This window comes from Akkermansia muciniphila (genome assembly GCF_040616545.1).
Classification (GTDB): domain Bacteria; phylum Verrucomicrobiota; class Verrucomicrobiia; order Verrucomicrobiales; family Akkermansiaceae; genus Akkermansia; species Akkermansia muciniphila_E.
The window spans coordinates 690182-715750 of record NZ_CP156688.1 but is presented as its reverse complement, the minus strand read 5'-3'; the positions used below and the strand labels follow the sequence as shown (position 1 = coordinate 715750).

Sequence of the window (25569 nt, the reverse complement as noted above, 5' to 3'; positions counted from 1 at the left end):
CCCGGGCAATATGAGCAGATCAGCCACATATTGAAAGCCTAAAATGCGTCTCCGGCAACAGGGCGGAAACGCGGAAAGCGTTGAAGATGGAAGCGCCGGACATTCCCTCCCGGAAGCCCCAGGCAGCCCGCCCGGCATGCGCAGACGGTTCAGGCCATGGTGCTGCGGGGTAGCGTGGCGGGCGCCTTACCCCATTTCTCTTTCACGGCTCCATTTGACCCTGTTTTTGATGGCTCTGGCCGGGTTCCCCGCCAGAACGGTGAATTCCTCCCGGAAGGGTTTGGTGACGACCGCTTGCAGGCCTACAACCGTATTTGCCGGGATGATGGCGTTTTTGGTGAAGACGGCTCCCTGCCCAATCCAGCAGTGGTCGCCAATGAAGACGCCCTGCGGCCGGCCGTTGAGCAGTTCCCCGGTGTCCGCGTCCATCAGGCGATGGGAATCGTTTGCCCAAATGGTGATTTTGGAAGACAGCATGCAATCGTTCCCAATATGGCATTGGCCGCCCGCAAGGACGACCGTTAGTCCTTCGATGCTCGTTGAATGGCCGATGGACAGGGCGCTTCCGGATGCCGCCGCCAGAATGCTCACATTGTTCCAGTGGCTGTGATCGGCCGCGGAAGAGCCGAATTCCATTTTCACGCCGCGGACATGCTTCCAGATGTGGATGGAAACATTGTTTAAGGAGAGCGGGGCATGGAAGATGAGCGTGTTGTGTTCCCCCTCAATGTTCAGCCGGACGGAGCCGGGAATCTGGAACGGCTCCACAAGCTGTTTTTCTCCGGAAGGATGAATGAGAAAAATACGGTTCCCTTCCGGGTTCACGTACCCTTCTCCCCCTGACTTCAAGCCCAGGCGGATACGGCGTTTTTTTCTGGTTTGCGAAGAAAAAGAGAGGCTGCAATAGATTGCTGCAAGAAAACGGTTCATGATGAAAACCCCGATTCTTCATCGAGAAAAGCACTGTCCCGGATTCTCCATTCAGGGTCAAGTGGAAAAATGGCGGAACGGGCCACCTCCGGAACGCCGGTTTTCCAGGCGGAACGGCATTCCCAGGTCCGTTTTCCCCTCCGCGGAAGGAGGCCGGAGGCAGGCTGCCTTCCTTCCCGGGATTTGAAAGAAACTTTGTTGACACCATTGAAAAAATTAGTTTATAATAATTATAAATAAAAAACCATGAGCGATCAAAAGAATTTGACAACGTCGGTCGGGGCTCCCGTTTCTGATAATGAAAACGTGCTTACGGCCGGCCCCCGCGGCCCCATGCTGTTGCAGGACGTATGGTTCTTGGAAAAGCTGGCCCATTTTGACCGTGAAGTTATTCCGGAAAGGCGCATGCACGCCAAGGGCTCCGGAGCTTTCGGCACCTTTACGGTGACTCATGACATCACCCGGTATACCAGGGCGGCACTGTTTTCCGGGGTGGGCAGGAAGACGGACCTGCTGGTGCGGTTTTCCACGGTGGCCGGGGAGAGGGGCGCGGCGGACGCGGAACGGGATATCCGCGGCTTTGCCATCAAGTTTTACACGGAGGAAGGCAACTGGGACCTGGTGGGCAACAATACGCCGGTTTTCTTCCTGCGTGACCCGCTCAAGTTCCCGGACCTGAACCACGCTATCAAGCGTGATCCGCGCACCAACATGAGGAGCGCGCGCAACAACTGGGACTTCTGGACCTCCCTTCCGGAAGCCTTCCACCAGGTTACCGTGGTCATGAGCGACCGCGGCATTCCAGCCTCCTACCGCCACATGCACGGCTTCGGCAGCCATGCGTTCAGCATGCTGAATGCGGATAACGAACGGGTGTGGGTGAAATTCCATTTCAAAACCCAGCAGGGCATCAGGAACCTGACGGATGCGGAGGCGGAAGCGATCATCGCGAAGGACCGGGAAAGCCATCAGCGGGATTTGTATGAAAGCATTGAACGGAAAGACTTCCCGCGCTGGACGATGTACATCCAGGTGATGACCCAGGAGCAGGCGAAGGCATGCCCCTTCAATCCGTTTGACCTGACCAAGGTATGGCCGCACGGGGATTACCCCCTCATGGAAGTGGGCGTGCTGGAACTCAACCGGAACCCGGACAACTACTTCGCCCAGATTGAGCAGGCGGCGTTCAATCCGGCCAACGTCGTGCCCGGCATCGGTTTTTCCCCGGACAAGATGCTCCAGGGGCGCCTGTTTTCCTACGGGGACGCCCAGCGGTACAGGCTGGGCGTGAACCATAACCAGATTCCCGTGAATGCTCCCCGCTGTCCGTTCCACAGCTACCACCGGGACGGCATGATGCGCGTGGACGACAATGCGGGAAGCACGCTGGGTTATGAACCGAACAGCTACGGGGAATGGAAGGAACAGCCGGAGTTCCGTGAACCGCCGCTTGAGCTGGACGGCGCGGCCTGGCACTGGGATTTCCATGAGGACGACCATGACTACTATTCCCAGCCCCGCGCCCTGTTCCGCCTGATGACGCCGGAACAGAGGGAAGCCCTGTACGGCAATACGGCCCGCGCCATGGGGGATGCGCCGGATTTCATCAAGCAGCGCCACATTGACCACTGCATGGAATGCGATCCGGAATACGGGGAAGGCGTCGCCAGGGCCCTGGGCATGTTTCAAGGGTAGCCGTACCCGCTAGAACCTTTCCCGGACGGAAGCTTCCTGTTGCGGAAGCTCCCGTCCGGTTTTTTCTGGTGTTGGGGCGCCCTGTCCGGCGCTTGCCGGGAGGAGGTTCACAGATGTTCCGGACCCCGGAGGCCCTTCTGCCCTTCTTCCGCGAAAATGGAAGAAAAGCGCACAGCTCCGGCGTGCAGAAGGGAAAGGGCCACGGGCATGGTTCCACCATGCTCCCTGCATGTGGTCGTGTCAACGGTTGTCTTTTGCCGGAAGTCTTTGTTACTCAAAAGTTATTTTGAATGAAACCTCCCGGGGGAAAGAGAGGGCGGGATTCGCAAGGTTTTTTTGATGGAGGGAAACCGTTCCTGATTCCTGAGCCATGCGGCAGCCGTTTTTCAGGGAAGGGACGGCACCGCCGTGCGGATGGGACTTTGGCCGGGAAGAACGTGCTTTCTCCTTCCCGCGGGAACGGCGTGTGATGTATAATAGGGGGCAGACGTATGAAAATCGTAGTGAAGGTAGGGACGGGCGTGCTGACCCGTGAAAACGGGACATTGGACGGTTCTTCCATCGTGCATCTGGTGAGCGCCCTGGCGGACCTGATGCAGCAGGGGCACCAGGTGGTTCTGGTGAGTTCCGGCGCCGTCGGTTCCGGAGTGTCCGTGCTGGGGCTGCCGTCTTATCCGCAGGAGTTGTCATTGAAGCAGGCCTGCGCGGCGGTGGGGCAGACGCGGCTGATGCAGACGTATGAGAATCTTTTCAGCCATTTTGATGTGGACGTGGCCCAGCTTTTGCTGACGGCAGAGGATTTGAAACGCCGCCGCCCCAACGTGCAGGCCACGCTGATGCGCCTGTTTGAGCACGGCAGGATTATCCCGATCGTGAATGAAAATGACACCGTTTCCGTGGAAGAGCTGAAGTTTGGGGATAACGACATTCTTTCCGTCCACATGGCGCGCATGGTGGGGGCGGACGCCCTGTTCATCCTGACGAGCGTGGACGGCCTGTATCCCCCCGGCGGCAGCCGTGACGCCATCATTCCCCGGGTGGAGGATGTGGACGCCGTCCTGGCGTTTGCGGAGGACGACCGTGGACGTTTTTCCATGGGCGGCATGAGCGCCAAGCTCCAGGCCGTGCGGGAGGCCGTGAATGCGGGCATAGGCACTTACATGATGCATGGGCGCCATCCGGAACGCATCGGCCTGCTGCTGGAGGGTGGTTCGGAAAGCGCCGGAACGTTTTTTGTGCCGAAAGGAGCGGGAAGATGACTGCGGAAAATCCTCTTGAACCGGTGGGGCGCGCCGCCCTGGCGGCTTCCCGGGAGATGCTGGCCCTAGGGCCGGAGGAAAAGGCGGAGGCCCTGCGCCTCATGGCCGCGGCGGTACGCGCCGCCGCGCCGCGCGTCTTGCAGGAGAACGCGCTGGACATGGAGGAGGCCGGGGCCGCCGGGCGCAATGCCGCGTTTCTGGACAGGCTGCTACTGACCCCTGACCGCGTGGAGCGCATGGCGCACGGCATGGAGCAGGTGGCGGAATTGCCCGACCCCGCGGGCGAGTGCATCCGTGAGTGGACGCGCCCGAACGGGCTGCATATCAGCCAGGTGCGCGTGCCCCTGGGGGTGATCGGCTTTATTTATGAGAGCCGCGGCACGGTGACCTGTGACGCCGCCGCCCTGTGCCTGAAGTCCGGCAACGCGGTCATTCTGCGCGGCGGGAGCGAGTCCCTGCGCACCAACCGCGTTCTGGCGGAGGCGCTGCGCGGCGCGTTAAAGGAGTCCGCCGTTCCGGTGGACGCCCTCCAGCTTCTGGCTTCAGGCAGCCGTGACGAGGTACGGCAGTTGTGTGAGCTGGATTCCTGCCTGAATGTCATTATTCCGCGTGGCGGGAAGGGGCTCATCCGCACTGTCATGGAGTACGCCAGAGTGCCCGTGCTGAAGCATTTGGACGGCGTTTGCCATGTGTACGTGGACGCCGCGGCGGACCTGGAGATGGCCGTCAACATCCTGGACGACGCCAAGACGCAGAGGCCGGGCGTCTGCAACGCGGCGGAAACCCTGCTGGTGGATGCCGCCGTGGCGGAACGTTTTCTTCCCATGGCGGCGGAACGCATGCGCCTGCGCGGCGTGGAGTGCCGCGTGTGCGGACGGAGCAGGCCGTTTTTCGGTCCGGAAGCCGCCGCCGCGTCAGAGGAAGACTGGTCCGCGGAGTATGAAGACCTGATCCTGTCCGTAAAGGTGGTGGACGGCGTTCGCGGCGCGGTGGAGCATGTGAACCGCTACGGCTCCCACCACAGTGATTCCATTGTGACGGAGGATGCGCAGGCCCGTGATTATTTCATGCGCCGGGTGGACAGCGCCTGCGTTTACCATAATTGCTCCACGCGGTTCAGTGACGGGGAGGAGTTCGGCTTCGGCGCGGAGATAGGCATAGGCACGGACAAGTTCCATGCGCGCGGGCCGATGGCCCTGCGGGAGCTGACCTCCTACAAGTACGTTATTGAAGGCAGTGGACAAATGAAAGACCCCTCCCGGATTCCGGGGAAGAACCGCGCCTGAACAGGGCCGCCCGCCATGAAAAAGGGAGCACCGCAGCATGGCCGCGATGCTCCCGCTTGTACACACCCCTGAAGAGGTCCGGTCAGAACGTCATCCGGTAGCCGATGCTGCCGTTGACGCTGCTGGCCCGGCTGCGGAAGTCCGCATTAACGTCCGCAAAGACGGAGCTTGTGTAACCCACCGGAATGGTGAGCCCCGCGCCCACTTGTAAGCCGGTGGCTTCTTCCCGGGAGCCGTTCACGCGGAAACCCGCTCCCGGCGCGCCTACGGGCGTCAGCGCAGCCGCCGCCTTCCGGTCGCCCAGGTTCTGAACCACCTGTGCCCGCAGTTCGCCCATGCAGGCGCGGCCCGCCAGGTTGCTGGAGAGTTCCCCCCGCAGCCTGCCGCCCAGCCCCACGGTGCCGTAGGTGGATTCCATGTCGTCCACGCTCATGCCCAGGCCGCCGGATTCCGTAAAGCCGTCCATGCGGCTCCTGTAGACGGAGGCGTTTGCCAGGGGCTGGAACACGGAGGTCTTGTTTTCGTTCAGGTACAGGTCATAGGTGCCTTCATAAAACACGCCGTAGCTGCTGCCGCTGGTGCTGCCGTGCATGGTGTACATGGCGCCGGGAACGCCCGCCGTGCGGTCCAGGGAGGCATCATTCCACCCGTAGGTGAGAATGACGTTGTGGGCCCAGCGGCCGGACTGAATGCGGAAGAACAGGTTGCCGTAATAGGAGTCCAGATCGCCGTTCGCCATGTAGGCGTCCAGGTCGCCGTAGCTGGCGGAGAAGGCCGCGCCCCACACGAAGCTGTCGCTGCACGTGACGTCAAAGCCGAAGGTGCCGCCCCAGGTGTTGAGCTTGTAGCCTGATTCGTCCGTGCGGTCGTCCCGCTTGCGGTAGCCGCCTTCCCCTTCAATCCAGGCGTTGAAGCGGGGCAGGTCGTCATTGATGTACTGTGTGGAGGCTCCCATCTGGGTGAGACGGTTGCGCAGGTGCAGCACCTGGTCCTTCAGGGCTCCCTTCTGGGCGGAGTGCAGGGCGGTCACGCCGCTCCCCGCATAAGAGGAAAGGGCGGATTGGATGGTGCCGGCGTCTCCCAGGGCCTGGGCCGTTCCCACGGCGTTCAGGAATTCCAGCATGGCCGGGGTGATGTTTTCCGGGGAGGAGGTAACGGCCCACAGGCTGGCCGCCGCGGCTTTCTGGTTGTCCGTGGAGGCGTAGCCTTTCAGCGGGCTGTCCCCCAGTTTGGTGAAGTGGACCTGGAACAGCTTGCCGTCGCCGGAGACCAGCTTGTCAATACCGTAAACCAGGTTGGCGAAGCCCGCATAAGTCAGATTCACCATGTCCGCGGTCCAGGTATCCCCGTCAGCCGTGACCAGGCCGTTTTCCGCATAAAGGGCGTTGACGGTGAATTCCGGCAGAATGGCCCAGTCCCCGGCGGTGCCGAGGCCGTAAATGTTGACATTGATGGACGGTTCCGCCCCGGTGATGCGGATGGAGCCGTTTTCCGCCTTCACGGAGGCCCAGGCGTTGTCCGCCGTGCGGGCCAGCGTTTCCGTATTCACGGTAATATCCAGGGTGGAGCCGGAAGCCAGGTCCGCCGCCACGCCGCCGTTATTGCCGGTCAGCACCAGCTGCACGGCCCTCTGGTTGGGATTGCCGCCCAGGTACAGCTTGCCGTTGGAGGCGACGGAAAGCGTATTGGCCGTGGTGTCGTTCAGCAGGGAAAGGTCCGCCGTGACGTCCGGATTGGCGGCGTCACGGGTATTGCTGCCCAGGGAGATGTCCCGGTAGGCCATGGAGCCGCCAGCGGCCAGGCCGCTGTCTCCCAGGACCAGGTGGCCTCCCGCCTGCGTATGGCTGACGTCCACATGGCCGTTCCCGGAGGAGAGGATGATCTGCGTGCCTTCCCCGCGGTGGGTGATGGAGCCTGTGCCGGTGATGTCCCCCTTGAAGGAGTAGGTTTTGCCGTCGCCGGAGGCCAGTTCCAGATGGCCGTCCGCCCCCAGGTGGAGCGCGCCGCCCTCCCGGTCCTGGTGGAGCCCTTCCAGGGCAATCGTGGAGCCGTCCCGCAGGCGCAGGCTGCCGCCGCCCAGATGGAGCAGTACGTCTTCTCCCAGGTTGCTGTCCGCGCCCAGAATCAGGTTGCAGTTATCCAGCTTCAAGGTTCCCGTGCCGGTGATGGCAGCGTTAAGCATCAGGTCTGAAAGCGTGTCCCTGGTGATGGTGAGCAGGGCCCCCCCGTTCAGGTTGACGGTTCCGGAGCCCGTCAGGTCCGTAGCGGCCAGGGAGGCGGAATTCAGGGTCAGCGCGGCATCCTGTTCCACATTCAGCGCGCCGGAAATGATGGAGCTTTGCGTCCGGTTTTGCAGCACCAGCTCCCCGGCCTGCACGTCCAGCGCGGCAGCGGTGACCCGGCCGTCAATGGTCAGCCTCTGGCCACCGTCCTTGACAAGTTGTGCCGCCCCTTCAATGGAGCCTGCGTAAGCGGTATTGCCGGGTTTGTCCGGGTCTGCGGAGGTCTCATTCAGCAGCGTGATAACCACGCTGCTGTCCGTCCCGGTATTCACCATGGCATCCGATTCCGTTCCCGCCAGGTAACGGAGGGTGGTCTTCTTGTCTTCCGGTGCGGTTGCCCCGGACAGGTTGATATTCAGCGTTCCGTTGTTGGTGACGCTGGGCGTTGCCCCCAGCGTGTCGGAGGAGGTGATGGTCTTGATGCCTCCTTTGTCAATAATCAGGGCGTCCAGCTGGCCGAAGGAGATAATCACCTGGCCGCCTTCTGTCCGGGTGATGTCCCACGCCATGCCGTTGTATTCGCTCAGCGTAATGTGGTTGGTATCCGCATGCAGCGTGCCGTTGGTGATGTGGAAGGCGTAATCCCCCGGAGCGGTGAGCAGGGCCACGGCATCCGCCGTCAGCGTCAGGGTCAGATTCCCCAGCGTCAGGCTGGAACCGGACGGGTCGTTGAACAGAATGGCTCCCGCGCCGTCCGCGCCCATGTTGGCGGCGGAAAGCCTTAACTGGGTATCCGCACCGGACAGGTCCGCATGGCCCGCCAGTCCGGAGATGGTTCCGGCGCCCGCTCCCATGTTGATGGAGTTCAGCTTGCTGCCGTCCAGGCCCCCCAGGTTGATGTTTCCGGTGATGCCGGAGACGGAAACGCTTTTGGCTCCCAGTCCCGCCGTGTTGGCAAGCGCCCCGGCGGAGATGGAGATGCTGCCGGATACGGCCTGCCCGGCCAGGTCCAGCGTTCCTCCCTCCACCCGGTAGGTTCCGGTTCCGGTGTCTGCGGATTTGAGGGTCAGGTTGTGCGAGGTGCGGATCGTGCCGTTGTTGGTGATGTCCAGCGTGGCCCCCTGGTCCCGGTTGAACCGTAGGGCGGAGCCTTCATCCACGGCCAGGGAGGTAACCGTATCGCCCAGGGCCAGGTCCAGCGCCAGGTCCGAATTTCCGGTGACCTGCACCTTGTCAAAGTTCTGGAGCGTTCCCAGGAAGCTGGCGGCGTAGTGGTTGAAGACGAGCTTCTTTTCCCCGTTCACCGTTCCGCCCCCCTTGCCGTCGATGGTGCCGGCGTATTTGTCAAACTTGTGTTCGGACCCGTCTCCGGTGGTGGCGGCAATATCCTTCAGGGTGATGGTGGTGCCTCCGTTGATGGTGCCGCTGGCCTTGTTGCCGCCGCACAGGAGCGTCCATGCCCAAGTGTCGCCGTCCGCCTTCCCCAGGATGGCGTCCGTTCCGGTAATGGTCAGGCTGGTTCCCCCGGAAATGGTGCCCTGCGTCTTGTTCCCGGCATAAATTTCATTCATGAACGTCCCGCCATTGATGTAAATGGAGGTGGAGCCGGAGATGACCTGGGTCCCGGTGTAAAGGCCGCCGAAGATGCGGTGGGAGAACACGCCGTCATTGAACACCAGGGTGATGTCTCCGTCCACGGCGGTGGCATAGGCTCCCGCCACGGAGGTGCGGTCCGCCTCCCCGTTGGTGAAGGAGGTGTCATAGGTTCCCGTGGAGGAGGAGAATTCCAGGTAAATGTCCCCGTGGACGGTACCGCCGTTGACGACGCCGAATACCGTGGATTTGCCGATGGCTCCTTCCGCCAGCCGCAGGTGGATGTCCCCGTACAGGTCGCCCGACGTGTGGCCGCCTATCCAGCCGTTATTGCTGCTAATGCCTTCCCCCAGCGTCACCCACAGGTCCTGGTGGCTGTCCGCGCTGCCGTAGGCTCCGTTGTTGGCGTAAATGAATTTGGTGCTTCCCGTTCCCGTGATGACGGCAATGTTGGAGCTGGTGCCGTTGCGGACATTGTACGTGGCGTTGGCCCCGGCCGTGGCTATGGCGGTGGCGGCGGCATCCGTGGTCCATTCAATCATGCCCGGTTTAAGGAGGGATGGTTTTCCTCCGTTTACCAGGTAGAGGGCTTCCGGGCCGGTGATGCCGGCGGTGGCGGGAGCGTAGGAAAGGGAGCCGTCCAGCGCCAGATTGGAGAGGATGGCGTCCAGCGTGCCGGAATAACTGAAGGTGAGTCCGGAGGAGCTGGCTCCCGCCGCCGTCTGCGCTTCACCGATGAGGACGTCCCCCAGCCAGATGTAGTAGCCCGCGCCCAGGCCGTTGGCATTGTCTCCCGCCACGTAGGCCACGCGGATGGCGTCCGCATTGGCGGACATGTCCTTGGAGTACAGGATGGTGCTTCCCCACTGGATGTACGCCTCATTGACGTTCAGTGTTCCGTTGCCCAGATTCAGGGAGAAATTGTTCGTGGTGTCCCAGCCGCCCGTGGCGCCGTTGCCCAGGCGCAGGGTGAAATCTACCGTGTACCCCCCGGACTGTCCCTGGGAGGCGCCCCAGTTGTAGGTGAGGGTGCTGCTGCCGGACTTGTTGAAGTTGATCGTGTTGTTGGAGATGGTGACGTTGTTGGCGGTAAAGCCTTTGGCCGTCAGCGTCTGCTGGGTGATGGCCGGGGCCTGCCCGAAGTTGACGCCCAGCTCGTGGGCGGCCTTCCTGGCCTGTCCGGCGGAACGCCCGGCGTAGCCCATGCCCTTGGCCATGTTGCCGGCCATCAGGAGGTCTCCCTGGGCATTGGGATGCAGGCCGTCCGCCGTGGGATTGTTGAACATGGAATGCACCCCGAAGAAGGGGTTGGAGCTGGCCACGTCAATGATGCCTGCATTAATATCAATCACCTTCACTCCGTTGGCGGCGTTTTTGGCGCCCCATTCTTTCAGGGATTCGTTGTACGTGGCTACGGCCTGGTGCGTTTCATCCATGTTCCCGTTGGCGTGCTGCGTCCAGCAGGGGACGGTCATCACGAAAATGTCCGCCTTGCTGTTGGCAGTGCGGATGGAGGAAACCATGGAATCCATATCGTTCAGCAGAAGGTAGGTCACTCCGTCCAGGCGCAGGTGCAGCGTACTGTTGTTATTGTCGGAAAGGAGGTCGTTGGTCCCGGCCAGCAGGAAAAACGTATCCGGCGTGTTGGCCCCGGTGAGGGTCTGGCCCGTGTAGGTTCCCCCCTTGGTCTTTTCCGTGCTCAGGCCCAGCCAGTTCTTGAGGTTGGAACCGTTAAACCGCCCGTAGCTGCTGCCGTCCGCCCTGCCGGCTATTTCATAGGCGCGCGCGCTGGCCGCGGAGGAATGCAGATTCTGGAAAACCCTGCCGCCGTAGGAGGTTCCCGCAGCCACTCCGCCGCTATGGTTGCCGGTCATGATACCTTTTTCGGTATAGCTGATGCCGTTATCCGCAAAAATTTTGTGCATGGCCCACCGCCAGGAACCGCCATTGACGCCATGGGTGACGGAGTCCCCCACATACATGACGTTGCCCAGGTCCCCGTTGGAAACGGAGGCGGAGGCCACAGTGGTAAACAGGGCGGCGCACGCCAGTAAAACGTATCTCAGAGAGAGGGGTAATCTTAAACGCATATCCTAGCAGTATGCGAATTAGGAATCCGTCCTCAACTCAAAATGTTGAAGATTAGTATATTATAGATTCCAATACATTGAGATTGAGACTATTGTCCTACGACTGGTCTTTTTAAAGCTTGCTTTTTCCCCTGATTTTTGCAGGGCTGCCGCTCCACCGTGTTTTCAGCGGTAAATAACGGATTCCTAATCCGTTGCCGCATTAATCGCAAAGGCACTGGTTCATGTCCAGCGCGGGATTGTCCGGAATGGAGTCGCTGACGATGACGGCGGGAACGCCAGCTACCGTGGTATGGGGCGGGACGTCTTCCAGAACGACGGAGCAGGCGGCGATCTTGGCGCAGGCGCCGATGGTGACGCGGCCCAGGATTTTGGCCCCGGCGCCGATCAGGACGCCGGATTCCACAATGGGGTGGCGGTCTCCTTCTTCCTTGCCCGTGCCGCCCAGCGTGACCTCATGCAGGATGGATACGTTGTCCCGGATGATGGCGGTTTCCCCCACCACGAAGCTGGTGGCGTGGTCCAGCAGGATGCCGCAGCCGATGACGGCCGCCGGGTGGATGTCCACCGCAAAGACTTCACTGGCCAGGCTCTGGAACTGAAGGGCCATGATCGTGCGCCCGTGCTTCCACAGCCAGTGGGAGATGCGGTACGTGGTGATGGCGTGGAACCCTTTGTAAAAGAGCAGGGGCTCCAGCGGCGTGCGGCACGCGGGGTCCCGGTCCACGATGGCGATCAGGTCATGGGCGATCTGGCTGAGGATGTTCTGGTCTTCCGCCAGCGCCTCCCGGATGAGGGGTTCAATCAGCTCCCGCGGCATGTCCCGGCGGGAAAGCTTGCGCGCCAGCCGCGCCGCGATGGAGGTGGCCAGGGAGTTGCGGGACAGGCACACGTCATCCAGAATGCCGCGCATGGCGGGTTCTTCCTCCGCCGCCTCACGGGCGCATTCCACCACCCAGTCCCATACTCCGTTGATCACGCATTCGCAATTGGTGCAGCGGCGGAGTTTTGTGCGTTTCAGGCTGGTCATGGCTGGCGGAAAGGTTGAAAAAGGAAGGAGCGGCCTTCCGGGCTGGAAGGCCGCTCCTTCATGAGTACCAGAGTGCGCCGCGTTTGAGAACTGGAAAGTACGTCCTATGGCGCCGCGCAGGATTTGCCCGTTAGCCGAAGATCACGTGGAAAATGTTCATGAACCAGGCGTCCACGGACCATGGGCCGGGGCCTGTCAGCAGCAGGGCAAGGGCGCAGCCCGCATAAAGAAGGTGGAATTCCACGCCTTCCCCGGCCTTTTTCCCGGACCAGTTGGCAAAGTAGCCATTCTTGACGTGCTTGGTCATGGCGACGGCCATCAGGATGATGGCGCCCAGGGCCGCTAGGCGGGTGAAGAAGCCCAGCGCCATGCAGATGGGCGCGACGAATTCCGTGACCATGGCCACTTTCGCAAAGAAGGGCGGAATGCCCATTTTTTCCGTAAAGGCCAGGTAGGTTCCATTCCATCCCGCGCCGCCGAACCAGCCGAGCACCTTCTGGGCGCCGTGGGGCCACAGGATCATGGCCAGAGTAAGCCGGAGGACCAGCAGCCCCCATGCCGCCGCGATGATGGTAATGGAATCAATGGTATCCATGAATTTGAAATGATTGAAGAAAAGACCCTTTTCTTGTCTGCGCCGTTCATTGCGTAGAATAGGAAAGGCCGGAAAAGAAGGTCATTGCCTTCCTTTCCGGCCTTTGAAGCGGAATTGTTGCGGACGGTTCGGTTACCGGGGAATGGAGTGGTACAGTTGTTCCAGAGCCAGCACGCAGTAGGCGGTGACCAGCACGGGGTCCGCCTCCCACCAGCGGTTGTTGGTGTTTACCCAGGAGCCGTCGCTCTTCTGGATGGAGATGAGCTTGCCGGCCAGTTCATCCCGCCAGTCCACCTTGCGGCCGTCTTCCAGCGTCAGAGTGTCAATACCCATGGCGCTCAGCGCCTTGGACATGGCCTGGTAGTAATAGTAAAGGCCCTGGACGCCCATGCCGGGGTTTTCATCCAGGTTGTAGCTGTTTTCCAGCCATTTGAGGGCCAGCTTGACGCGGGGGTCATTCTTGTCCACATTGGCGTAAATGAGGGACTGCATGCCGGCATACGTCATGCTGCCGTAGGCCTTGGGCGGCTCCGCCTTGTCAAACGCGGCGCTCTTTTTATCCTTGGCGCTGGCTACGCCCGGACGGTACACGAAGCCGCCGAGCTGGGATTTGTCATCAGACACCCAGGGTTCCTTGTTCACGGCGGGGTTCTGCTGGCAGCGGTTGATGAATTCCGTGGCGGCGTTCCAGTCCAGGTCCGGCTGTTCCCCGTACTTTCCGTCCTTGGCCAGCTTCTGGGAGTAGTAAATGGCTTCCAGCGCCAGGGAGGTGTTGGAAAGGTCCGCGATGGGGGGGGCCTGCTTGTCCCCGTAGCCGATGCCGCCGTTGTAGGGGTTGTCCGGGGCAAAGTGGTTCTGCTGCTTGATGAGGTAGGCGCGGCCCTTGAGGATGGCGGGGGCGTATTCCTCCTTGTTGGCGGCCAGCAGGGCCATCATGCACACGGCGGTGTTATAGGAGGACATGCCGCGGTTGAAGATGGAGCCGTCCTCCTTCTGGGATTTCAGGATGAAGTCATACCCCTTCCGGATGTATTCCGGAACGGGCTTGCCCTGGTTGGCGGGGTCGCGCATGTAGGCGGTGACTGCCAGGGCCGTCAGGGCCGGGTAGGAGGGCTGCGCCCAGTAGCCTTCCGGGTTCTGCTTGCTCTTCAGGTATTCGTTTCCCTTTTCAATGGCGCGCAGGATTTCCTGGCTGATGGAGGCGTATTTGGAGGAGGCCGCTTCTCCGGGAACGGCCGTCAGGGTGGTCTGGCCGAAGGCGGCTGTGCCCAGCGCGGCGGCCAGCGTTAATGTAAGTACAGATTTAAACATGATGTTTTATTGCTTGGGTTGGACCGGTTTCTGGGAAATGGTGACGGTGACGTTCGTGCCCAGGGGCAGGTTCTTCTTCGGGTTGACGATCCAGCCCGTGTCGTTGACGCCGTCATGGAAGTCGCCGATGTAGTTGATGGGGGAAGTGCGGCTGGCGAAGATGGAGATTACTTCACCGCTCAGGCTGGCCTGGTAGGCGCCTTCGTAAAAGAAGGAGTTGGTGTAAAGCCAGTCGTTGGGGTCCAGCCCCTTCCGCGTCTGGGAATTTACGACGATGTCGGAAAAGTCGCTCTTCTGCTCCTTGCCGTTCTCCGTGTAGGTCATGACGACCTGCACGTAGCAGTCCGCATAGTCCGCGGGCTTGGGCTCCGTGAAGGGGAGCCATTCAAAGTTTTCATCCCGCACGGGGAAGAACTTTTCAAAGCGGTGGAATTTGAGCAGCGTCATGCCCAGGCTGATGTGCAGGGGGTCCGCCTCCGTCACCAGCAGGGATTCATGCAGCTTGCCGTTGGGCATGCAGCAGACGTATTCCAGAATGCCCTCTTTCATGTTCACCTGGGCCTGGAAGCTGACGGTGCGTTCCTTGTGGTTCACGATCACGTTGCCGATCTTGATGCGGTGCTCGTCCAGGGGCTCGAACTTGGGGACCGTTTTGCCGTCCGGCAGGGGGATTTCCCGCGGGGCTTCCTCCGGCGCAGGGGCCTCCGGGGCGCCCGCGGGGGTGGAGACGTCCTGCGCATGGGCAAGGCCCCAGGAGCAGGCAAGCAGGGTGATCGTAAATTTCAGGAACATATTTATGGGAATTAGATTGTAAAAAGGAAAGCTTCGGTTCAATGAAAAAGGCATCCGTGATTGATTTGTTACTTTTGAATCACGGATGCCTTAAAGAAGTGGGAGGGGGCGGTTTTAGACCAGTTTCATTCTGGCGAGGTCCTGAAGGTCAATGATGCCTACGGGAGCCATCTCTGCGTTGAGCACCACCAGGTCGTCAATGTGGCGGTTGCTGACGGCTTTTACCGCCTCGGCGGCCAGGTCGTCTTCCATCACGTAGATGGGGTTGCGGGTCATCAGGCCGCTGACGGGCTGCTCCCCGATGAGGGGATTGGCTCCGTATGCCCGGACAAAGTCCCCGTGGGTGAAGATGCCGGCCAGCTTGTTGTCCGCCGTCAGCAGGATGCAGGCGCCGGTGTGGGCGGTGGTCATGGCCTTCAGGCAGTCGTTCACGGAGGCGGTTTCCGGCAGGATGGCCATTTCTTCTCCCTTTCGCATGATGTCGCCCACCTTGGTGAGCAGGGCGCGGCCCAGGGAGCCGCCGGGATGGCGTTTGGCGAAGTCCCGCGCGGTGAAGTGGCGCGCTTCCACCAGGGCCATGGCCAGGGCGTCCCCCATGACGAGCATGGCCGTAGTACTGGAGGTGGGGGCCAGGTTCAGCGGGCAGGCTTCACGGGAAACGCCCGTGTCCAGCACGATGTCTGAGTACTTCGCCAGGGAGGAGGCCGTATTGCCCGTCATGGAAATGATAGGCAGTTCAAAGCGTTTGATGAAGGGGAGAAGGGCCAGCAGTTCCGTGGTCTCCCCGGAAAAGGACATCGCGATGCAGACGTCCCCGTCCTGGACAATGCCCAGATCCCCGTGCAGGGCGTTCAGGGAATCCAGCAGGACGGTGGGCGTTCCCGTGGAATTCAGGGTGGCTACGATTTTGGCCCCGATGTTGCCGGATTTGCCCACGCCTACAATGACAATCTTGTTGCCGCGGTCCAGCGCCCGGGACATGAGGTCCACGGCCTGGTTGAAATTGTCATCCAGCCGGGACAGGACGCCGCGCAGTTCTTCAATCTCCATTTCAAAAACGGATTTGGCGCGTGTTAAATGATTCATATCTGGCGGGAATGATGCCAGATGCCCCTGTGGGCGTCAATTTTTCATTGCGGCTCCCTCACGCCCGTTTTCCCGGCATTTGCACGCGGGATTGGGCGCCAGGGGAACGGTGGTGAAACGCATGCGCAGCGTATCTGCGGAAAGCATGGCCCCCACCAGCGGGGAGGGAATGCCGGCAAGGTATTTTACCGCTTCCAGCGCCTGGATGCAGCCGATCATGCCCGCATGCGCGCCCAGGATGCCGGCGGCGGAGGCGGTGTCTTCCTCCTCCATGGGCGTGCCGGAGGGAAAGAGGCAGCGGTAGCAGGCGGTGCCCTCATGGGGGGCGAATACGGCTACCTGGCCCAGGAACCCTTTCACGGCTCCGTACACCAGGGGAAGGCGCAGGGCGCAGGCGGCGTCCGCCATGGCGAAGCGCGCCGCGTAATTGTCTGAAGCGTCCAGGACAAGGTGGCACCCCTCCAGCAGGCTCCCGGCGTTCTCCGGCGTGAGCCGGGTGCGGACTTCCATGACGTTCACGGCGGGGTTTAATGCGCGTAGGCTCCGGGCGGCGCTGGCGGTCTTGGCCGTACCCTCCGCATCCGTGGCGTGCAGGATTTGCCGCTGGAGGTTGGAGAGGCTGACCGTGTCCGGGTCAATCAGGGTGATGCTGCCCACACCTGCGGCGGCAAGATAAAGGGCCGCGGGGGAACCAAGTCCCCCGAGGCCCGTCAGGGCGACGTGCGCCCGTTTGAGTTTTTCCTGGCCCTCCTCACCCAGTTCCGGAAGGGAAAGATGCCTTGCGTAGCGTTCGGTTTCTTCCTGGGTGAGGGGCATTGACTTATGGGATTAACGGCGGGAGGAGCTGCCGCTGAAAGCGTACAGGAGCAGTGTCCAGCCGGAGAAGATCAGTTCCACCGCAATCAGGGTGCCGATGAACCAGGCTGTGGATTCAGGCCAGCCGAAGATGACCATGAGGCCCAGGATCAGCGTGATGATGACGTTGAACAGGCGCCAGCCGCTGGCGGGCAGGGAACGGGTCTGGAACCAGATGGCACCCTGGAAGACGGCTGCGATGACCAGCCCCCACCCGATGATGAGCGTGGTGATGGCCAGGGAGACATTGGGATCCTTGAACAGGAACCAGCCCGCGATGCCGTACAGGATGGCCGTCACCAGGTTCCACCAGCGGGAGGAGGGAACGGTGAAGGTGTGGATAAGCCGGACGACGGCCAGGATCATCAGCATGATGCCGATGACCCAGATGAAGCTGGCCCCGACAATCCAGGGAGAAGCGAGGGCGATGAAGCCAAGAAATAGCTCGATGACGCCAAGGATACCCATCCACCATGAGTTGCCGGATACCGAGGAGCTGCTGACTTGAGGTTGAGTTGTCATATGGCGGTATGACCGGACCCGCAGCGGAAACGTTGAAGAATGACGATTTTATTTGCCGGGGACTGCCGCCTGGGGAGTGTTTTTCGGGTCCATGGTCTTCAGCAGCTCCGGGGTGACGTTGATCAGCACGGGGCCGCTCCTGGGGTGCGCCTGCGGGGGCACGAAGTAGGAGAACGCCCTGGCGGGAAGCTGCCCCGGGATTTCCGGCATGATGTACACTTCCACGAGGACGGCGCCTTTCTTGCCGTTCGGGCTGTCCGAGAAGTTCAGCGTGAGCGAGTTCGTACCGTCCCGCAGGCCGCCGGAGATGACTTCCGCCAGGCGCGTGTTGTCGAATTCATGAGGAGAAATATTATTCACGTTCGCCTTCACGGTGCGGCCGGGGCAGTCCACCAGAATTTTTGCGATGTATTTGGGCGGCGGGCAGACGGGCGGCACGGCGGGAATTTTCCCAAGGGGCTGGAAGCCGTCCTGCTCCATCAGGACGGTGGCGTCTCCGCGCTTGAGGCGTTCCTTGACGGCGGGCAGGCGGGTGAGGTTGAAGAAGCGCGCCTGGTCATATTTCCATTTGCCGTTTTCATGGGTGAACAGCAGGACCAGGGCATTGGCGTCCGTAGGTTCCTGGCCCAGTCCCAGGTCCACCTTGCCGTAATAGGTGGCCGCTGCCGTGGGGCCGTCCACCACGGAGCCCACGTACATCAGCGAGACGAGCGCGGGGGGGGCCATGGGCTGCCGGAACAGGGAGGCGGGGAAGGGGCGTTTCTCGGAAACGGCCAGATTGCGCACTTTCACCTGGCGGTAGGCGGAGGTGGTGGCCCTCCACCCGTCATAGTTGCCGCGCAGCAGATGCAGGCGCCAGGTGTTGTAAGCTACGTCCAGATCGTCCCTCAGCTTGGCGTCTCCGGGCTGCGGAGCGGCGGATGCGGAAGTGAGAAGGGCTGCGGCGCAGCACGCCATGGTGAGAAGGGAACGAAAAGTCATTACACGATTATTTAGACATCAAACTTGCGCGGAGTGCAACACAATTGCATCATGAAGCCGTTCTTATGGAATTGTTCACGGAAGCCGATCATCTGGCGGAAGCCCGGTACAGGAAACTGTTGCGGGACCAGCCCGGCTTTGTGTGGAGGCGGTTTGCGGACGGGGAGGAGCTGATGGCGTATGTCTTTTTTCCTCCCGGCCATGATGCGGCCGCGTCTGCGCCCTCCGTGCTGTTCTTCCACGGCGGCATGTGGGTGGGCAAGAGCCTGGGGGACTTTGTCCCGTGGGCGCTGCACCTTGCGCAGCAGGGTATTGTGGGCATCATTCCCATGTTCCGCACCCGGGGCGCCTATGAGGTAGAGCCCATGGACATTCTGGAAGAGGGCCGGGAAGCCTGGGCCTGGGTGTATGAAAATGCCTCTTTGCTGGGGCTGGACCCGGCCCGCATTACCGTGGCGGGGAGTGATGCGGGCGGCCTGATGGCCCTGCATGCGGCCCTGCCGGACCATCCCGCGCGCTGGTCCCTGTTCCGTAAAAAGGCCCCCCTTCCTCCCGGTCCCGCCGCCGTGGCCCTGTTCCGCGGCGTGTGTGACCTGGCGGCGCAGTCCGCCTTTAAGCTGGGCGGCATGATGCCGCCGGACCAGCGGGATGCCGTCAATCCCCTGCGGCGCGTGCAGAAAGGGCTGCCGCCCCTGTTCGCCAGCCATGGCGGAAGGGACAGGCTGCTGCCGTGGCGCAACAGCGAGCGGCTGGCGGAACTGTGGCGGAAAAAGAAGAACCGCTCCAGATTTGAGCTTCTGGATGTGGCGGACCACACGTTTTACCATTTCAATGTGAATGCCGCCTACTTTGAGCAATTGCTCAACAGTTGGAGCTCCTTCATGGTGGAGCAGGGCATCTGGGAGTATAGCGAGGGGATGGATGCCGGATTGCTGGGCTGACCCGGAGAGGAATGTCCGGTGGATGTGCCGCCCGTGAAATATGCGGAGGGTGTGGGGTGTTTTCCTGTCAGCGTCCACCCAGCATGTTCTCCCGGATTTCCTGCATGTCCCGGCGGAAGGCGGGCTGCGTCTGCGGGGTGGGCGGCTGGATATCCCATTCCTTCATCTTTCTGCGAACCTTGAGGAAAGCCTCCTGTTCGCTGGCGCCGTATTTCTTGCAGACGGTGGAAAGGGTCAGTTCCGGTCCTGTAAAATGCCCTTTCAGGAAGAACGGCAGGTCGTGCTGCCAGGCGCGCCGGAAATCCTCCGGGCATCCCTCCGTGCTGATGGGGGAAAAGAGCGCCTTCACCTGGCTTTCCCGGATGCCTCCGCTGTTCATGCAGATGGCGGTTTCCATGTAGGCCAGCGTGAATTCCAGCATGACCCGTTCAATGGACTGCCTGGCCTTGGCCAGCTGGGCCGGGGTCAGGCCCATGATTTGCGCGCGCAGGACGGCCAGGGCGTTCAGAATGGCCTTGGGGTCTCCGCAGGTGCGCGGGTCCATGCGGGGAATTTGTTCATCCTCGTCGTAAAGGGGGATGGGCGGACGCACCTGGGGATTGATCTTGAACAGTTTGCCCTGGAGCCGTTCCCGGAGGTCCTTCAGGCTCACGCCGTACTTGCGCAGGACGGGGGCCGCGTAATTGCGCCCCGGCTTGTCCGCCTGCCGCAGCCATGCTTCCTGAAAGTCCGCGGGGCATTGCTGGAGCCCCGCCGCCAGCATGGCGTTCCGGAAGTCCTCCGCCTTGGGCGTTTTGTTGGCATAGGCGTGGGTCCATTCCATTTCCAGCATCCAGATGGCGGTCAGGCCCAGGAATTGTTCAATGGCCTGTTTGGGTTCCACGGTTTCCGGCGCCGGGAGGGCGGAGGCCGGAGCGTGCCAGCAGAACGGGAGCAGAAGGGAGGAAATCAGCAGGGAGCGCAGCGTATGCATAGGAAGAAGAATTGGTTGGAGAGGACCGGCATCATTCAGCCGTCACCGTGATGTCCAGCGGACGGTCGGAGACGGGGAATTGCAATTCATAAAAGCCGTTCCCCAGGTCTTTGACAGGGGTATTTCCCGCCTTGACGGCGCTTTTCCCGTGCCAGACGACCACCGGGCCGGACTCCTTCACGCGGAAACGCAGGGCGTCCGCCCCGTATTCCGGAGCGGCGGCCAGGGCGCACGGGGAGAGGAACTTGTCACCCCTGCCGATGACGGCCCAGCCCCGGACGATGGGGGCCATGATGAACAGGCGGTCCTTGAAGCCCGTGAGCTCCACGTCCAGCTCCGGCTGTTCCTGGGTCAGGGCGCGGCCGCCTTCTGCGGAATAGGCCGCGATTCCTTCCGGGGGAAGGCTGGCATACGCCTCCGCCGCCTTGCCGTTCAACAGGGCTGCGGCATTGTTGTAATCCGTCAGGGAAATCCTGCCCCGGACCGGTTCCGCCGGGGAGGGGTGCCTGAGGTTGTACAGCACTACGGCGGCGCTTTGGCCGGGCAGGGGGGCGATCACCCGGTAAAGGCGGTTCTCGTTCATGGCGTCCAGAAAGACGGAGTCCGGCAGGGGAACGGCGGGAGCCAGCGGGCGCAGCAGCAGGCCGTCAGACCACACCAGGGGCATGATATGTTCCGGGTTCAGCTTGTCCGCGGGGTCTGAAAGATAAACCGGGCCGCCGGAAACGGCTTTGGAGACGGCCATGAGCCGCGCGCTGGTGGGGTCCGTGGAGTGGAACATGTCATGGTCCGGCCACGCGGTCTGCCCCAGCCAGAGCGTATTGGCATAAGACTGGAGGATGTGGGACTTGCCCATGGCTTCATCCCCCAGCTTGTAGTCAATACTGCACCGGGTGACGGCGCTGTAGCGGGTATTCTGGATATTGACGGTGCCCTGCGCCATGCAGTTGACCAGGTTGAGCCCCATTTTCCGGCAGGCCTGCTCCAGGGCCTCCGAGCACTTGGTGTTGTGGTGCACCGGGTTGTCCAGACCGTCCGCGTGCTTCAGGTATTCCGCCTGCACGTCAATCTTCACGAAGTCGAACCCGGCGTCCTTGACGGACTGAAGGAACGGGCCGTAAAACGCCCCGGCTCCTCCGGGACCGTCACCGGGAAGGATTTTCCCCTTGGAGGTGGTGACCAGCCCACGGGCCGTCTGGGCGTCCAGCCGGTGTTTGGGGTGGATGCCGTTCCAGAGGCCGTAGTAGCAGTGCCATAACCCCATCCACTTCAATTTGGGGCTCTTGTGCTTCATCAGTGGCGCCCATCCCTGGGGGAACTTGCCCTTGTTGGTCTGGAAGCTGATCAGTTTAAGGCCCTCCTGGGTCTGGAAGCCGTCGTCCACCAGGATCCACCGGACGGGAACGGGGGAGGCCTCCAGCTGGCTGGCCGTCTGTTCAAGCAGTTTGGAGGAGATATTCTTTTTATACTGCTCCCAGCTGCACCAGCCCAGGTATTTGAACGGTTCCGGGTAGGCCTTTTTTTCACGGGGGAAGGTTCTTCCCTTGATGAAGGGGAGGGAGAGGGCTTTGCTCCATGCGGCGGAACAGGCGCGGTAAATATCCTTGTCCACGGCAGTGACGGCCAGCACTGGCTGCGGCTTAACCGTGGAAGTTCCCAGCGTACCGTATTCCACCAGGAATTTGCCGTTTCCATCAAGCTTCAGCCACGCGAGAGAATCAGGAGTAGCGACGGGGAGCACCGCCATGAAACGCCCGTCCTTCAGGTGGAACAGTGCAAACATGGCATGGTCCCCGGGCTTGGCAGTGCTGGGGTTCGGCTTGCTGTCCAGCAGGTTGCCGGGGTCCGTCTTGCCGAACCAGGGCAGAACCCGGTTGCCGTCTCCGGGCCAGCGGCCCCGGTCCGCTGAAAACCAGCAGAAGGACTGGTAGGGAGGGACCGGAAGGGGCCGCGCGGTTTTCCCCGGCAAAGGGGTAATGGAGGATATCTGGGTCTGGGCTGCGGCGGTCCAGACGGTCAGGGCCGCCAGGACAAGGGCCGGGAAGGTGAACGCTCTCATGGGATCATCATTAAGTTAAGGAAGCCGTTGAAGGGATGCGCGCCTCTGTTCTCAGGAAAAAAGACGTTGCGTTATGATGGCAGAGCATTTCCCGGAGACGAGCAAAAAATGATTTTTCCGTTCCGGTTCCCTCCTTTTTCCTGTGAAGACGGATTGTGAATCCGGGGTCAATTTAAAAAGAGATGAATTCCTGATTTTCCAATGATTTCACCCATTGGAAATGGATCATACGCCATTTCCGATTTAAGCAAACATGCCGGCTAAATAAAATTAATAATTTCATGTTGAATATATTACATCATTGATGAAATTTTACGGATTCACAATCCGATATAGAAAAACCCGGAGCTATGGTTACATGCCTGGATTTTTGATCGCAAAACGCTCACGGGAACGGATTTGTGAAGCATGGAGGCAATATTTGCAACTGTTGGCGCCCATCTTTAATTCCTGATATCATGAAGAAAACTCTAATTATTGCCTGCTGCGCTCTGGCTGCCGTATCCGGTTTCAGCATGGCGGCAACCTATCAATGGACGGGCAACGGTGACGGCTCCTCCTGGACGGACGCGGGCAACTGGTCGGAATCCGGGGTGCCTCCCACCACTCTTGGTGCGGGAAACAGCATCATCATTAACAGTGATGCCTCCATATCCACCGCCGGGGCCGGAAACTTGAATTACAAGGGCATTGACCAGCTTGTCCTGAAGGGTACGGGCACCCTCAGCAACAACACGGGCGGGGCCTTGATCCTGGGAAATGTGGAGATGGATAAATCCTTCACCCTGAATTCCAGCAATACGCAGCTCTGGGGCAACCTGGCGATTGATTCCGTGATTAATTCCGGAGCCTTGGGCGGGGGACTGTCCGAGGGGTATGTGTGGGATTTCGGCCTGAACGGGCGCCTTGCGACGACGAGCCTTTGGATCAATGCAAACGGGGGTACTATTCAGGCTATCATTGATCCGTATACCACCACGGGCGCCTTTGGGACGGTGGTGCGTGAACTCCTGGGGCAGAACGCTTCATCCTCCTCGGGCGGCAACGGCTTTGATACGGTGGACTACGTGGTCAGGGATGCCGATGGGAATATCCTGACCCGTGCGGACGGTCCTTTGGAGGCCACTGCTGAGAATGTGGGCAAGTACTGGATTACCACCAATGGGGGAGCGTGGGCCAACGTGAAGATTCATTATATCACCGGGGCGGCTCCCGTTCCGGAACCTGCTGCGGCCGGCCTTTCCGCCGCCGGGCTGTTGCTGGCCCTGCTGCGCCGCCGCCGTATGCGCTGAGTCCGGCATGGCCTGAGCCTGATTTTTTGAACATGCTTCCCCCTGCACGGGGGAGGCATTTTTGTTTGCCTGCCTGTCCATGGCTCCGTTTTCCCGTGGTCCGGGAAAGGGGCGGTTTTTATGTTTTACGGGGTCCGTAAAAGTTCCCTGGAAAGGCTGTTACAGTTTAATGAACAGGCTGCGCCGGAAGAAGGCGAATAAAACCAGCCATTGCAGCAACAGAAGGGAGACGGCGAGAAAGACGGGCTGAACGGAAGGAAAGAAATCCGCCGCGCCGCTGAAAATGCGCCTGTTGAGTTCATGCACGTTCACCAGGGCGTGAATCAGGTACGCGGCCAGCGCGTTCAGGCCGATGATGCGGAGGGGGAAGGCCCATGAGCCGCCCTTCCACACGTCCACGGCCAGGTGGAACAGGGACAGGGCGATCAGGGAAGCCCCGGCGGCGGCCAGAATGAAGGTGCCTGTCCACATGTTTTTGATGATGGGATAAACGCCGTCCAGCGCCAGGGCGGCGTAGAACAGCAGGCTGCCCGCGGCCAGCGTCAGAAGGCAGAAGCGCACGGGCCGTTCCCGGTTTTTCCGGAGCAGGCTGCCCGCCAGCCAGCCAGCCAGGCACAGCGCGGCGGCGGAGATGATGCAGAGCGGCCCTTCCGGATCAAAGGTTCCCCCGTGCAGGCGGCCGGGGAGCCAGTGTGTGTCCACCCATGAATTGACGGAGCCCCCTGGCGTGAAATTGCCGCCCGTGAATTGGAGAACGGCCACCAGGGCAAGCAGGGCGGCTCCCGCGGCGGCCACGGAGCCCTGCCGCCGGAGCAGCAGAATGCAGGTGCCCGCGATGGCGCAGGAAAAACCGATCAGCCCCAGCACGGAAGCATACCGCATGTCCTCCGTCCACGTGAGCGTTCCGTTGACCAGCATCCCCAGCAGGGCCAGGATGAGGGCGCGTTTCCATATCTTGAGCAGTCCCGGAGCGGCGGGGGCGTTCCCGTCCGTATGCCTCGCCAGGGAGAAGGACATGGAAACGCCGGAGATGAACACGAAGACGGGGAACACCAGGTCATACAGCCGCAGCCCGCCCCAGGCGGCGTGGGTCATCTGGTGTCCGGCTTCCTGAAGGAAGGCGCTTTCCGGGTTTCTGGAGGCCAGCAACAGGACCAGGGCGTCCAGTCCCAGGATGATGAGCATGTCCAGACCGCGCAGGGCGTCCAGGGAATGCAGCCTGGGGGGGTGGATGGGAGCTGAAGAAGGGGAATTCATGGTGGTGCGGAAGTAGAACGGCAAGAAGTACGGCAGGAAAAGGCCAGGTTTATCAGGATTCCTGAAAACATGCCGGAACGGAGGGGAATCGTGCTTGATTTCCACGGGGGAAGAAGGTAAAGCAGGCCGCATGCCGCGCGCCCCTCTCGCTTTTCTTCTTTTCCTCTGCGTCTCCCTGCTGCTGGCCGCCTGTTCCTCCACGCCGAAGACCCCGCATGGCAAGCCGCTGATGAAGGATGGCAGGTACGTTTCTTCCTATGACGCCTTTGTGGCGGACCCCCAGTACCGCTTTACGCGTGACATCTGGTACCATGACGGGCGCATCCGGCAGGCGCAGACGAAAAACAGCAAAATCGTGGTTCATCTGAAGGACCAGCGCGGCGTGCTGTGGGTGAACGGTGAACCCGCCATGAATTTTCCCGTGTGCACGGGCAAATCCACCCATGAAACGCCCCGCGGCAGGTTCTCCATCATCCAGAAGGATGCGGACTACCGCTCCCGGTCCTACGGCAGCGTGTTTGATGCAAGCGGCGTGTGCGTGAATTCGGACGCCACTTCTTCTTCCCGCGTTCCGTCCGGCGGCAAATTCATTGGCGCCAAGATGCCGCTGTGGATGCGCATTCACGGGGGAATAGGGCTGCATGTGGGCACCGTGTACCGGGACGCCAACTCCCACGGGTGCATCCGGGTGCCGGTGGAGGCATGCCGCATTTTGTTTGACAAATGCGGCATGGGAACAACCGTAATAATTCAGGAATAAGCGCGAGCGTGAATAATCGTTGATTCCTTACGGCGCATCT

Annotated in this window: 19 protein-coding genes; 6 read left to right on the top strand and 13 right to left on the bottom strand. The window is 61.2% G+C overall.

Translation table 11 applies throughout. The features are described from left to right. Window positions 1-186: 186 nt before the first annotated feature. Window positions 187-930 carry an acyltransferase gene (locus tag ABGM91_RS02960; RefSeq protein ID WP_354833545.1) on the bottom strand — a complete coding sequence of 248 codons (744 nt, stop codon included), beginning with the start codon at window positions 928-930 and terminating at the stop codon, window positions 187-189. 246 nt (window positions 931-1176) lie between these two features. On the opposite strand from ABGM91_RS02960, the gene ABGM91_RS02955 reads away from it, so the two are divergent. The 3 genes from ABGM91_RS02955 to ABGM91_RS02945 all read left to right on the top strand — a co-directional run bounded on the left by ABGM91_RS02955 (window position 1177) and on the right by ABGM91_RS02945 (window position 5170). Continuing rightward, the gene (locus tag ABGM91_RS02955; protein WP_215429354.1) at window positions 1177-2625 is read left to right on the top strand and encodes a catalase; all 1449 of its coding nucleotides are present in this window, start codon (window positions 1177-1179) and stop codon (window positions 2623-2625) included. 491 nt (window positions 2626-3116) lie between these two features. Next, window positions 3117-3884 carry a glutamate 5-kinase gene (gene proB, locus ABGM91_RS02950; RefSeq protein WP_354833543.1) on the top strand — a complete coding sequence of 256 codons (768 nt, stop codon included), beginning with the start codon at window positions 3117-3119 and terminating at the stop codon, window positions 3882-3884. Next, window positions 3881-5170, top strand: coding sequence for a glutamate-5-semialdehyde dehydrogenase (locus ABGM91_RS02945; protein ID WP_354833541.1), 1290 nt, complete (start codon window positions 3881-3883; stop codon window positions 5168-5170). Before proB ends, ABGM91_RS02945 begins: the two co-directional genes overlap by 4 nt. Before the next feature lie 82 nt (window positions 5171-5252). Here ABGM91_RS02945 and ABGM91_RS02940 read toward each other — a convergent pair whose 3' ends face one another. From ABGM91_RS02940 to ABGM91_RS02900, 9 genes are all read right to left on the bottom strand, one after another. Then, window positions 5253-11075: an autotransporter domain-containing protein gene (locus ABGM91_RS02940; protein ID WP_354833539.1), complete on the bottom strand. Its 5823-nt coding sequence runs from the start codon at window positions 11073-11075 to the stop codon at window positions 5253-5255. A gap of 202 nt (window positions 11076-11277) precedes the next feature. Continuing rightward, window positions 11278-12105 carry a serine O-acetyltransferase gene (gene cysE / locus ABGM91_RS02935; RefSeq protein WP_290566067.1) on the bottom strand — a complete coding sequence of 276 codons (828 nt, stop codon included), beginning with the start codon at window positions 12103-12105 and terminating at the stop codon, window positions 11278-11280. 130 nt (window positions 12106-12235) lie between these two features. Further along, complete coding sequence (locus ABGM91_RS02930) at window positions 12236-12700, bottom strand: DoxX family protein (protein WP_290566068.1); 465 nt, start codon at window positions 12698-12700, stop codon at window positions 12236-12238. Between the two features lie 132 nt (window positions 12701-12832). Beyond that, a complete protein-coding gene (locus tag ABGM91_RS02925; protein WP_290566069.1) occupies window positions 12833-14011 on the bottom strand; it encodes a prenyltransferase/squalene oxidase repeat-containing protein in 1179 nt (392 codons plus the stop codon). 6 nt (window positions 14012-14017) lie between these two features. After that, window positions 14018-14803, bottom strand: coding sequence for a YdjY domain-containing protein (locus ABGM91_RS02920; protein WP_354833536.1), 786 nt, complete (start codon window positions 14801-14803; stop codon window positions 14018-14020). 114 nt (window positions 14804-14917) lie between these two features. Beyond that, entirely contained in the window at window positions 14918-15889 is a 972-nt protein-coding gene (locus tag ABGM91_RS02915; protein WP_215429375.1) for a KpsF/GutQ family sugar-phosphate isomerase, read from the bottom strand. A gap of 36 nt (window positions 15890-15925) precedes the next feature. Next, the gene (locus ABGM91_RS02910) at window positions 15926-16705 is read right to left on the bottom strand and encodes a HesA/MoeB/ThiF family protein (RefSeq protein ID WP_354833534.1); all 780 of its coding nucleotides are present in this window, start codon (window positions 16703-16705) and stop codon (window positions 15926-15928) included. A 12-nt stretch (window positions 16706-16717) separates the two neighbouring features. Beyond that, on the bottom strand, window positions 16718-17266 hold the full coding sequence (locus tag ABGM91_RS02905; RefSeq protein WP_354833532.1) for a DUF308 domain-containing protein: 549 nt from the start codon (window positions 17264-17266) through the stop codon (window positions 16718-16720). 48 nt (window positions 17267-17314) lie between these two features. After that, a complete protein-coding gene (locus ABGM91_RS02900) occupies window positions 17315-18247 on the bottom strand; it encodes a hypothetical protein (RefSeq protein ID WP_215429381.1) in 933 nt (310 codons plus the stop codon). 65 nt (window positions 18248-18312) lie between these two features. Here ABGM91_RS02900 and ABGM91_RS02895 point away from each other — a divergent pair, with 65 nt between their 5' ends. Continuing rightward, complete coding sequence (locus ABGM91_RS02895) at window positions 18313-19188, top strand: alpha/beta hydrolase (protein ID WP_354833530.1); 876 nt, start codon at window positions 18313-18315, stop codon at window positions 19186-19188. Window positions 19189-19255: 67 nt separating this feature from the next. Here the strand turns inward: ABGM91_RS02895 and ABGM91_RS02890 are convergent, their stop codons facing one another. Then, the gene (locus tag ABGM91_RS02890; RefSeq protein WP_354833528.1) at window positions 19256-20161 is read right to left on the bottom strand and encodes a hypothetical protein; all 906 of its coding nucleotides are present in this window, start codon (window positions 20159-20161) and stop codon (window positions 19256-19258) included. 31 nt (window positions 20162-20192) lie between these two features. After that, a complete protein-coding gene (locus ABGM91_RS02885; RefSeq protein ID WP_354833526.1) occupies window positions 20193-22220 on the bottom strand; it encodes a Sip1-related alpha-galactosidase in 2028 nt (675 codons plus the stop codon). A 458-nt stretch (window positions 22221-22678) separates the two neighbouring features. On the opposite strand from ABGM91_RS02885, the gene ABGM91_RS02880 reads away from it, so the two are divergent. Then, the gene (locus tag ABGM91_RS02880; protein ID WP_354833524.1) at window positions 22679-23512 is read left to right on the top strand and encodes a PEP-CTERM sorting domain-containing protein; all 834 of its coding nucleotides are present in this window, start codon (window positions 22679-22681) and stop codon (window positions 23510-23512) included. A 159-nt stretch (window positions 23513-23671) separates the two neighbouring features. Here the strand turns inward: ABGM91_RS02880 and ABGM91_RS02875 are convergent, their stop codons facing one another. Further along, entirely contained in the window at window positions 23672-24769 is a 1098-nt protein-coding gene (locus ABGM91_RS02875) for an acyltransferase family protein (protein ID WP_354833522.1), read from the bottom strand. Between the two features lie 130 nt (window positions 24770-24899). On the opposite strand from ABGM91_RS02875, the gene ABGM91_RS02870 reads away from it, so the two are divergent. Next, on the top strand, window positions 24900-25529 hold the full coding sequence (locus tag ABGM91_RS02870; RefSeq protein ID WP_290566079.1) for a L,D-transpeptidase: 630 nt from the start codon (window positions 24900-24902) through the stop codon (window positions 25527-25529). Window positions 25530-25569: the final 40 nt, after the last annotated feature.